Source organism: Desulfosalsimonas sp., from assembly GCF_055149105.1.
The window spans coordinates 1-10,612 of the sequence record NZ_JBSRLA010000089.1 but is presented as its reverse complement, the minus strand read 5'-3'; the positions used below and the strand labels follow the sequence as shown (position 1 = coordinate 10,612).

7 protein-coding genes are annotated in these 10,612 nt (G+C 53.9%); 3 read left to right on the top strand and 4 right to left on the bottom strand.

Annotated elements, in window-relative coordinates:
* Nucleotides 1–72 precede the first annotated feature (72 nt).
* Nucleotides 73–669 carry a DUF362 domain-containing protein gene (locus tag ACTCIA_RS15450; RefSeq protein WP_463002703.1) on the bottom strand — a complete coding sequence of 199 codons (597 nt, stop codon included), beginning with the start codon at nt 667–669 and terminating at the stop codon, nt 73–75.
* Nucleotides 669–3,590: a M16 family metallopeptidase gene (locus ACTCIA_RS15445; protein WP_463002702.1), complete on the bottom strand. Its 2,922-nt coding sequence runs from the start codon at nt 3,588–3,590 to the stop codon at nt 669–671. Before ACTCIA_RS15445 ends, ACTCIA_RS15450 begins: the two co-directional genes overlap by 1 nt.
* Nucleotides 3,591–3,888: 298 nt before the next feature.
* Here ACTCIA_RS15445 and ACTCIA_RS15440 point away from each other — a divergent pair, with 298 nt between their 5' ends.
* Both ACTCIA_RS15440 and ACTCIA_RS15435 read left to right on the top strand, forming a co-directional pair.
* The gene (locus ACTCIA_RS15440; protein ID WP_463002701.1) at nt 3,889–5,112 is read left to right on the top strand and encodes an inorganic phosphate transporter; all 1,224 of its coding nucleotides are present in this window, start codon (nt 3,889–3,891) and stop codon (nt 5,110–5,112) included.
* A gap of 23 nt (nt 5,113–5,135) precedes the next feature.
* The gene (locus ACTCIA_RS15435; protein ID WP_463002700.1) at nt 5,136–5,804 is read left to right on the top strand and encodes a TIGR00153 family protein; all 669 of its coding nucleotides are present in this window, start codon (nt 5,136–5,138) and stop codon (nt 5,802–5,804) included.
* A gap of 46 nt (nt 5,805–5,850) precedes the next feature.
* Here ACTCIA_RS15435 and ACTCIA_RS15430 read toward each other — a convergent pair whose 3' ends face one another.
* Nucleotides 5,851–6,087, bottom strand: a complete 237-nt coding sequence (locus ACTCIA_RS15430) for a hypothetical protein (RefSeq protein WP_463002699.1) — start codon at nt 6,085–6,087, stop codon at nt 5,851–5,853.
* An 86-nt stretch (nt 6,088–6,173) separates the two neighbouring features.
* Nucleotides 6,174–8,066: a SurA N-terminal domain-containing protein gene (locus ACTCIA_RS15425; protein WP_463002698.1), complete on the bottom strand. Its 1,893-nt coding sequence runs from the start codon at nt 8,064–8,066 to the stop codon at nt 6,174–6,176.
* 403 nt (nt 8,067–8,469) lie between these two features.
* Here ACTCIA_RS15425 and ACTCIA_RS15420 point away from each other — a divergent pair, with 403 nt between their 5' ends.
* Nucleotides 8,470–10,404, top strand: a complete 1,935-nt coding sequence (locus tag ACTCIA_RS15420) for a DUF294 nucleotidyltransferase-like domain-containing protein (protein WP_463002697.1) — start codon at nt 8,470–8,472, stop codon at nt 10,402–10,404.
* The last annotated feature ends 208 nt before the right edge of the window (nt 10,405–10,612 follow it).

Below are 10,612 nucleotides of genomic sequence, written 5' to 3'. Positions count from 1 at the left end.
TACCGCTGAAACGAATCAAGTAGACTTTTCCGTTATGCTATGAATCTGGATAGAACAAAAAGTGATCAAATTTTAGGTGGTTGCAAAAGAGCCACACCCGTTTAAATCCGCAATGGCCTCCTGGAGCCGGCTGTGAAAAGCGGCCTTGTTCCATGCCCCGCCGCCGGAATAATGCGACGGCGGGGCAAATCCCATCATGTTTTTCAGTGTTCCGGTTATTTTCGCCAGGGTGTGAACCTTTAGCACAGGCACGGAAATGATAAACCAGGACAAGGCGATGTCCGGTATCCAAAACTCGGGCAGCCGCCGGCAGGCCGGGTTTTTCATCTTTTTCAGAGCTTGGGTGTTTAAGTCGGCCAACCGAACCTGTTTGCGCGCAGCCAGCCGGGTATATCCCAGGGTGGCAAACACCTCCATGGTGTCACAGGACGGATCTCCCGTGCCTTCGGCAATGATGATTTCAGCATCCGGATTGCAGGCACGCACGGCGTTGATAAGCGCCTCGCAGCACCCGGGCGGCGTGGTCACCGGAAATGGGGTGTTGGTCACCAGGTTGGGCTTGATCAGGATCCTTTCCTGCCCGGCCAGCACCGGGTTTGCCCCGGCCCGGGCAAGGGCTTCGGGCACGGAATTGTCATATGTGGTAAAGTCAATAATTGCCGTTGTCATTATTGATCATCCGGTTCGGGCGGGATATTGTCTGCATCCCCGGGTTCCGGAAGGATACGGATATCGGCCGCATGCGCCGGTTTTAGCCATTTCCTGGCCGTCTGATTGATTTCCTCCACGGTGATGCAGGTATAATCCTCGAGCAGGGTGCGGCTCCACTGAAGCTGCTGCGGGTGGCGTCCTGCGCCCTTGAGTACGGTGTGCAGCCAGTACTCATTGGTTTTGATTTGTTCGCGAATCTGGGTAAAAGTCGGTTCCAGGGCGCGCTTTAATTCATCTTCAGTAGCTCCGTTTGCCCGGAGTTCGGCGGCAATTCCGTCCATGGCTTGCTCAACGGTATCCATTTCGTCGGGATCAATGACCGCATAACCGGTCAGCAGGCCGTAATCCGGATATGCCCGGCTCGGGGAGTGGCCGGCGCCCTGGGAATAAGAGGCCCCGAGGTTTTCCCGGATCCGGATGCGCATCCGGTCGGAGACAATATCGGCAAGCACAGACAGCCGCCGGGCCTGATGAATATCCCAGATATGGGTGGTGGGATAGGCGGTCACGAGAAGCGCCTTGGAGATGCGTGTGGGCACGGAAAGCTCAATCTCTTGGTTTTTGGGAAACTCAGGGGTGCTGACAGGTTCAGACTCCCGCAAATCCTTTCTTTGGGGCAGGGATCCGAAATAGGTGCTTGCCGCTCCAATGACGGCATCTTCGTCAATGTCGCCCACCACCGCGATTTCAAGGGGCCCTTTGGTCAGAGCCGGGGTGATCCAGTTGCGGATATCAGCCAGGTCCACCTGTTCAACGGACTCCGGGTCCGGGAATCCGAACCGGCAATCTCCGCCGGCCAGAAATTTTTGGCCTTTGATGGCCATGGCGCCCTGGACCGAATGGGAAAGGGACCGGTATTTCTGGGTCAGCTGCCGGGCGCTCCGGCGCAGGGCCGATTGCCGGAATCCCGGGTCCTGTATATAATGGTTGAGCAATTGAAACATCAACTCGGTTTCATCAGGTACCGATCTGGCGGAAAATACGAACTTGTCTTCTTCCACGTTAAAGGAAACCCGGGTGGAGGTGCCGGCAAGGGCCCGGCTGAGTTCGTCTTCTGACAGTTTGCCCAGACCGCTGGAATTGATAACCCGGTCGGTCATCTCCGAAAGCGCGGGCATGTCCTGTGGTTCCGAGGATTGGCCACGGCCGAAGCTCACGGCCGCGAGAACCTCATTGGCGGCAAAATCGGTTTTTTTGACCAATAGGGTGACGTTGTTTTCAAATCTGACCCGGGTCACCCCGGTTTCATCCATTTTCGTCCGGTCCGCGACGGCCGCTGCTCCGGATGGGGCCGGCAGATAGGGAAACGCAAGGGCGTCTTGGGCATCCGGTCCCTGTACCTGGGTTTGCCGGCTCTGTTTGTATGCAGCAGTGATTTTCTTTTCTCCGGTTTCAGCGTCATCTGCCAGATCCGCGTTTCCGGTCACCAGCACAAGCCGATGGGATGGGGCCCATTGATTTTTTAGCATTTCATGCAGTTTTTCCGGTGTGGCGCTGTCGATCACCGGCTGGAGCAGGTCCCGGCGCTGGGCCGGGGACTGGAAAACCCGTTTGGTGTTCAAATGGTGCAGGAGTTGTCCGGCAATCTGTCCGTTTTCACGGGTGGGAGCGTTTTTGACCGCTTGCTGCAGGCCATTGGTGAATTCTTTTTGTACGCGCCTGACCTCAGAGTCGGTAAATCCGTACTCCAGGGCACTGCGCAGGGTTTGCTCGATTAAATAAAGGCTTTCTTCCCAGTTTTCAGGATCGCATTTGGCGCTTATTTCCGCGGCTTTGACAAATTTGAGATAATGGCCGGAGTAAATATCGGCCCGGGTAAACGGGGCGTCCTGCTCGTTGCGCAGCCGGTCCAGGCGGTGGCCGACAATGCTGTCGGCCATTTCCGACAGCAGTTGTTTTTGCTGATAATCCCTGCTGTCGGCCGGCTGCGGAGCGCGCGTGAGCGTTTCAATGGCCACATTGGTGCTGCCGGCTTCGGGTTCGTGATGGTAAAAAGGCTTGAGCCCCTCATGGTCAAAGTCGTCAAATTCCGGTTCCGGTTTTTCCGGTACCTTTGCGGCAAGGCCGGAAAAGCGTTTTTCAATTACGTTTTCCATGGTCTCCGGGTCAAAATCGCCAACGGCAATCAATGTGAGCCGGCCCGGCCGGTACCAGGTATGGTAAAAGGTCTCCAGCATCTGCCGGTCGATGTTTTCAATGGTCTGGCGGGTGCCGATGGGCATGCGTCCGGCAATTCGGGTGTCGGGCAGCTCAAATCGGAAGGTTTCTTTGAAGGTTCTGTAATCCGGGTTGTCCCGGGTCCGTTTTTCAGCCAGGATAACGGATCTTTCCTTTTCGATTTCCCCGGGCTCCAGCAGGGCTTCTGATGCGAAATCGCGCATGACCAAAAGCCCTTCGTCTATATCCTTCTTATTGCCGCGCGGCAGGTCCAGATCATAAGTGGTGTTGTAAAAACCCGTGCGGCCGTTGACATCCGGTCCGAATTTCATGCCGATGCGCTGGAAGTACTTCACCAGCTCGCCGGATGGAAAGTTTCGGGTCCCGGCAAAAAGCATGTGTTCGAGAAAATGAGCGATCCCGCGCTCCTCCGGGGTTTCGTGAAATGAGCCGGCATCGGCGTTTAAATGCATTTTCACCCGGCCTTCGGGTTTTTGGTTTTCCATGAGCACATAGGAAAACCCGTTGTCCAGTTTTCCGAATATAACTTCGGGATCAGGCGACAGGTCGCTTTGTTCATGGGCCCAGCCGCTGGTCTGGTTTTGCGGCGTCTCCGGCGCAACCCGGCCGGGAACCAGTGTCCGGCAGCCGGCGGCTGTCAGCATGACAGTGAGAATGCCAAAAAGAAGAATTTTCCACGCAGGTTTCATTGTTTTTTTCACGGCAGCTTTCCTGTATTGTAAATGGGGTAAAAATATGAACAATTAAATTAATACGCACGGCCGCGCCCGTCAAGCCGATCCGTTCAGAGCGGGGTGCCGGCCGAAAAAGAACATGAAGGTCAGGCCATGAATCAAAACGGACGATCTGTTTACCGGCACGGAACGGAAATGGTTTTTGCGGCTTGAACGCGGTGGCCGGGTGTGCTATGGGAGCACTACATAAAATAAACAGGACTCCTCGGTTTTTGGCAAAGTGATTTTTCCTGATAATAAAAATAGTTATAGGTAGAACAGGCCCATGGAATATGTCATTCTGGTTTTAGGGTTCACCATCGGATTTTACATGGCCTGGAACATCGGGGCAAATGATGTGGCCAATTCCATGGCCTCGGCCGTGGGTGCCAAAGCCATCACGCTTCGGCAGGCCATTTTCATCGCCGGTATTTTAAACATAGTGGGCGCGGCTTTTATAGGCTCCCACGTGACAGATACCATCCGCAAGGGCATTGTTTCGCCCGAAGTGTTAAATGACCCCCAGATTGCCCTGGTGGGCGCATTGTCGGCGCTTCTGGCCGCCGCCCTCTGGGTTTCGTTTGCCACCTGGAAATCCCTGCCGGTTTCCACAACCCACTCCATTGTGGGGGCCATGATCGGATTCGGCATTGTCACCGGCGGTTTTTCCGTGATCAATTGGGCAGGACTGGGGGCGGTGGTGGCCAGCTGGGTGATCTCTCCGGTATTTAGCATGGTGATTGCCTTTGTGATGTTTAAGATTATCGTTCGGGTTATTTTGTCCCGGTCCGATCCCGTAGGCACGGCGTTCCGGCTTTCGCCCGTTTTCATCGGCATAGCCGTGTTTGTGGTGATAATGTCTTTTGTATTCAAGACGCCCCTGGGCAAAAACCTGGCTTTGAGCACGCCAATGGCTTTTTTGGTTGCCTTTGTCTGCTCCGTTCTGCTCGGTTTTCTGGGCAAACGCCTTCTGCTTTGGTTCAGAAACGTACGGACCGGCGAAGAGGGCGCTGAAGGCGTTTTCCGGCGCATTCAGATCGGAACCTCCTGCTACGTTGCCCTGGCCCAGGGCGCCAACGATGTGGCCAACGCCATCGGCCCGCTGGCCCTGATTTATTTTTTGGTGACCACCGGAGAGGCCGGGCAGACAGTTCCGGTTCCATACGTGCTTTTGCTGTTCGGCGGCGTGGGTATTGCCGCAGGCATCGCCATGGGTGGCGCCCGTGTGATCCGTACGGTTGGCGAGCGGATCACCACCCTGAGCAATACCCGGGGGTTTTCCGTGGACTTTGCCGCTGCCACAACCGTTTTGCTGGCCTCCAAAATGGGGCTGCCGGTTTCAACCACGCATGCGGCCGTAGGCGGCGTCCTGGGGGTCGGCCTGGCCAGGGGGCTGGAAGCGGTGAATTTTAGTATTATATTTCGGATCATGCTATATTGGGTGTTAACCGTGCCCATGGCCGCCATTACCAGTGTCGTGTTGTTTAAACTTCTATCCCTGATATTGTAATCACCTTCGAAGGAGGCGTTTTCATGCGTATTCCGTTTTTTTCCTTATTTATTACATCCCCCTTTGACGCCCTGCAGGATCATGCTGAAAAGGTCAAAGAATGTGCCTGGGCCTTCCAGCAGGCCATGGAGTGTTATGCCTCCTCGAAATGCGAGGTATTCGAGGATCACCGACAGGAAGTCATTCGCATCGAGCATGACGCCGATGCCATCAAGCGCAGAATTCGCGGGCACCTGCCAAAGGGGGTCATGCTTCCGGTGGAGAAATTTCAGTTGTTTCAGTATCTGCGGGAGCAGGACAACGTTCTCGACAGTGTGCAGGAGGCGTTAAACTGGCTGTCCCACCGAATGGACAACGGGATTCCGGAAATTCTGGAACGCGATTTTTTTCTGCTGGTGGATGCCGCCATTGAACCTACCGAGGAGTTGAGCCGCATGGTGGGCGAGGCCCAGATCTACTTTAAAAATTTTTCCGAAAAACAACGCAAAAAAGTCAAGGACATCATTTCCAATATTCGTCAGATGGAACATGATGCCGATCAGCGCGAATATGCCCTGATCCGGAAGGTGTTTCAAACCGAAACTGACCCCATCACCGTGTTTCATTTGGTGAGGCTGGCCGAGATTATCGGCAATATCGCAGATCACTCTGAAAATTCAGGGGATATGATGCGGGCCATGGTGTCGAAATAATATCGTTGCCCATATTTTTCGAAAAGCCCTGAAGCCAGGGTTGTGGCTAAAAAAAAGCCCATTTGATGTATAAGATCAGAGCCAGCCAGGAAATAATGCAGGTGATGTAAGAATACCAGTTGATCGGGCGTTTGGCCTTGCCGTGACGGTCCACCTTGCCCACCCGGGCCTTGCAGGAAAAACAATGGGTGGCGTCAATGGGCAGGCTTGCAAAACATTCCGGGCAGCGTTTGATCAGATAGGTATCCGGATTGCCCTTTGTCTTTTTTTCCCGTACGCCCATGATCCCCCCTTTTGGTTGATCGGGCCCAGAAGCGGCTTTTAAAACCTCTGACCTGATCTGCGGTTTTAACGCCGTTTTTGTTTAAATTAGTCGGAGAACCGGTCAGATACTTCAATGTCACTGTTTTGCCGCAGTGCTGCAATCCATTTGTTCAGTGTCTGCCGACGTTTTTCTTCCTTGAGCTGCGCTGCAGCGGTTTTTTGTTGTGATTCAAAATCTTTTTCATCCGGAACCTTTTGTTCGCGCAGGTGAAGAACGAAAAAACGCCCGCCTTCCTTGATGACAGATTCGGAAACCGGGTTTTCCGGGCTCAGGGAAAATGCGGCCGCTGATACCTGCCGGCTGCTGCCGATATCGGGCACCGGTTGGCTGCGTTTGAAAAAATCCGTGGTTTGGATTTCAACGCCTGCTTCCCGGGCGGCATCATCAAAGCTGTCTGCGGAGCGGGCTTGTGCCAGAAATTTTTCTGCTGCCGATTCTGCGGCCTCACGCTGCTTTTGCCGCACCAGGTCGTTTTCCACCCTTTCTTTGATATCATCGAGGTCCGGAATTTCCGCTTCTTTTCGTTCAATGGGCTGGATCAAAAAATAGGCATCACCGATATCCTTGACCTCGCTGATTTCCATCAGCGGAATGTCAAAGGCGGTTTCAGCAAATTTTCCCGGGGCGTCAATGTCTGCCGGCCCTTTTTCCCGGGTGAAAAAATCCGTGGTCTCAATAGCGAGATTCAGGTCCCGGGCATTGTCAATCAGGTCATCGCCTTCAAATGATATTTCATAAAGCGACCATGCCTTGTCGTAAGCAATGGTTCTTGCCTGCTGCTCGGCGAGCTTGTCGCTGATTTTATCACGGACTTTTTCCAGGGAATCGACTTCGGCCTCCTGTCGCTTTTCCACCTTGATCACGTGCCAGCCGAACCGGGTGCGCACCGGTTCGCTGATATCTCCCGGATCAAGGGAAAAGGCGGCTTCGGCAAAGGCGTCGACCATGTCTTCGCGTTTAAATGATCCCAAATATCCGCCGTCTTTTGCCGTGGGGCCGTCGGAATGTTTTTGCGCCAGTGTGGCAAAATCTTCCCCGCTGCGGGCTTTTTCCATGATTTCAGCGGCCCGGTTCCGGATTTCGGTATCCTGGCCTTTCTCTGCGTCCTCCGGGACCTGCAGCAGGATGTGGCGGGCTGTAACCGTTTCAGGGGTGCCGAATTCGTCCTGATGGGCCTGGTAGTAATCTTTGATTTCCGATTCCGGGATTTCTATTTCATCAATGAAGTCAGCCGGGTCAAAGCGCAGAAAGCGCGCCTGGACCGAGGGCTGAGTTTTGTATTTTTCATTGTTGGCCTCAAAGTATTCCCGAATTTCTTCTTCAGAGACTTCAATATCTGAAAAGTTGCTGCCGAAGAACTCCGCATAGTCAATTTTGATTTCCATGTTCTGCCAGTTGTGCCATGCGCGGGTTTCGATTTCGGAAACCGGGACGGCGCCGGACACCAGGTTCCGGATCATGCCGGTCTGGAGGGTTTGCTTGTGCAGGTTCTCAAAGTCTTCCGGCGACAGGCGGTTTTGTTCCAGCAGCTGCCGATAGCGCCGGGCATCGAACCGGCCGTTATTCTGGAAGGCGGAAATATCTGCAATGGCGCTGGCAAGGGCCTTATCCGGGATCCGGAGATTGTTTTTTTCGGCAACCTGCAGCAGCAGATGTTTTTCGATCAGCTGGTTTAAGGCCTGGCCCTGGATGTCGAGCATATCCAGCAGGTCCTGATTGAGCTGATCGCCGAAGCGCTGTTCCAGGTTTTGCATGATGTTGTTATAGGTGCGCTGGTATTCATCAATGGTGATGGGCTCGCCGTTGACTTCCGCAACTGAGGTTTCCCGCTGGGAGTAAAAGGAGCCGGCTCCCGTGAAAACGAAAGCCAGCACGATGAGCCCCAGCAGGATCTTGATCATCCACGAACCAGCGCTTTTGCGCATTGAACTTAGCATCTGTACCTCTTAAGTATTCGGATATGAATTATACAAGGCTGCTATCATACGGAGAAAACCGGTTTTTGTCAAGCATATGCACGGTATTGCCCGGCACTGCAGTGGGTTTCAAATTGCCTGAAAAAAGTTTGTGCCCAAAAAAGCTTGATGCAGTCGTAAAAAGTCCTAAAACTGGTATAACCGCCAACCAATAAAAAAATAACTTTTTGATTTTACTTAACACTTAATCACTTAAAACTTAACACTTCCTGTAAAAAAGACTTTTTACAGGCTTATCAAGCTTCATGTCCAAAATCACAAAATTTATGTTATAATAATAGATACGATTTTTTTGCGCGGTTTTTGCCATTCAGGGGCCGGTCGCCGGCCGGTTTTTCACAGGTAAAAAAACAGGTAGGATGCCATGGAAAATTTTCCACGCCAGGTTCAGCCGGTTGGTTTTGCGCAGCTTGGGGGCCGGCAGGCGTTTCTGCGTGCCGCAACGCCCTTTGACCTTCTGCCCGCAGCCGAGATCGAAACCGTTTCCGCCAATTTAACCGAGCTGAGCCATCCAAAAAATCACACCCTGTTTGTTCAGGAAGAAACCATCCTTCCCCATGTGATTATTGTGCAATCCGGCCGGCTCGAGCGCGTGATCGAGGAAAACGGCAAGCCGTCAGTCAAGGAGATTCTGGGGCCCCGGCGCATTTACGGCGGCATTTCCCTGTTGTTTAACAACGGGATTTCCACTTCCACGGTGCGCTGTGCAGAAGACGTCACTGTTTATGCACTGGACAGGGAAAATTTCCTGCGCCTGTGTGTCAAGCACCCGGATTTTGCCCGCTATTTTTCCCGTTCCATGGATGAAGGGAGAAAACGGCCGCCTCCGGTCGGCGCCGCCGAAGCCGCACTGGTCCCGGAGCCTGTTGCTGATGCGTTTATGTGGAAGCCGGTGGGCGATATTGCCCGGGGTTTTCCCTCCTGTCCTGCGGGCACCTCCATTCGCGAGGCGGCCGAGCTGATCAGTGCCAGCGGAAGAAGTGCCATTGTTGTCCTTGACCATCAAAGCCGGCCTGCCGGCCTGATCACAGACGATGACCTGCGCAAAAAAGTCATCGTGGCCGGCCGGTCTGCGCAGGATCCGGTGGAGACCATTATGTCCGGGCCTCTGATACAGATCAGCAGCCAGGTGCCGGTGTTTGAAGCCGTGCTGACCATGATGCGCCGCCGGATCAAGCATCTACCGGTTTTTGCCGGCGAGCGCATCCAGGGGGTGATCACCGAGCGGGACCTGCTGCTGGAAGGCACCCAGTCCCCGGTGTTTCTTGTCCATGAGATTCAAAATGCCAGAAAAACCGAGCAGCTGAAGCAGGCCTACGCCAAGCTTCCGGAAGTGGTCACCCGCCTGCTGTCAAGCGGCCTGAGAGCCGGCCATGTCAACGGTATTATCACCGCCATCACCGATGCGGTGCTGTCCCGTGTCATGGAGATGACCCTGGCTGACATGGGAACCCCGCCGGCAGAGTTCGCGTTTCTGCTTTTTGGCAGCGAGGGCAGAAAGGAACAGACGCTTAAGACCGATCAGGACAATGCCATAGTTTATGCAGACGTGGCCGAAAAAGACAAGGAAGCGGTAAACCGCTATTTTTTGGAGCTTGGCACCCGTATCTGTGATCAGCTCCATGAAATCGGCCAACAGCACTGTGAATTCAATATCATGGCCAAAAATCCCGACTGGTGCCAGCCCTTGTCCGTGTGGAAAAAATATTACCGGAAATGGGTGATCAGCGATGATCCGGACCGGATTTTAAATGCCGGGATTTTTTTTGATTTCCGTCTTGGAAACGGCAGCCGGGAGCTTGTGGATGCCCTGCATTCAGCCCTGTTTGCCGAGCTGGCTGAATGGCCCGGTCTGCTGCGGCACATGGCCAGAAACACCCTTCATTACCGGCCGCCCCTTGGGTTTTTCGGCAATTTTGTGCTCCAGGAAAAGGGCCGGGGAAAAGGCGCCCTGGATATCAAAAGCGCCATGCGCCTGGTAGTGGATTTCGGCCGGATTTATGCCATGCAGGCCCAAATCACCGAAACCAATACGGTCAAGCGCCTCCGGGCCCTGTATGATCAGCAGCGCCTTGACAAGGAAGCCTTTGACGATCTGGTCCATGCCTATGAATTTCTCATGCACCAGCGTCTCAGGCACCAGAGCCGGATCCTGGAAAGCGGGCAGGGCGAGGTCAACAATTATCTGAGGCCGGGTGATTTGACCACCATTGACCAGCAGGCATTAAAAGAGGCCTTTAAGCAGATCCGCGTGGCCCAGGCCAAACTGCGCGTGGATTTTTTCCTGTATCTGCCATAAGGGGCAAACAGTGATGGAATCGTAAAAAGCTTTTTACCGCGTCCGCTGTTGTTGCAGGAAGGAAGCCCTGGGGCCGGCGCCGGTTTTTTCGCTCCTGACCGTTTCCGGGTTTCTTCCATCCAGCCCCGGGCAATTTGAAACTTTACTCGCTCCGGCATTGGCTGAATTTATCCCGGAAACGCTCAATGTCGCTTCACAAACCGACCCC

Coding starts and splice junctions, on each gene's coding strand:
- ACTCIA_RS15430 (WP_463002699.1), bottom strand. CDS start 6,087: ATGGGCGTACGGGAAAAAAAGACAAAGGGCAATCCGGATACCTATCTG.
- ACTCIA_RS15450 (WP_463002703.1), bottom strand. CDS start 669: ATGACAACGGCAATTATTGACTTTACCACATATGACAATTCCGTGCCC.
- ACTCIA_RS15420 (WP_463002697.1), top strand. CDS start 8,470: ATGGAAAATTTTCCACGCCAGGTTCAGCCGGTTGGTTTTGCGCAGCTT.
- ACTCIA_RS15440 (WP_463002701.1), top strand. CDS start 3,889: ATGGAATATGTCATTCTGGTTTTAGGGTTCACCATCGGATTTTACATG.
- ACTCIA_RS15435 (WP_463002700.1), top strand. CDS start 5,136: ATGCGTATTCCGTTTTTTTCCTTATTTATTACATCCCCCTTTGACGCC.
- ACTCIA_RS15425 (WP_463002698.1), bottom strand. CDS start 8,066: ATGCTAAGTTCAATGCGCAAAAGCGCTGGTTCGTGGATGATCAAGATC.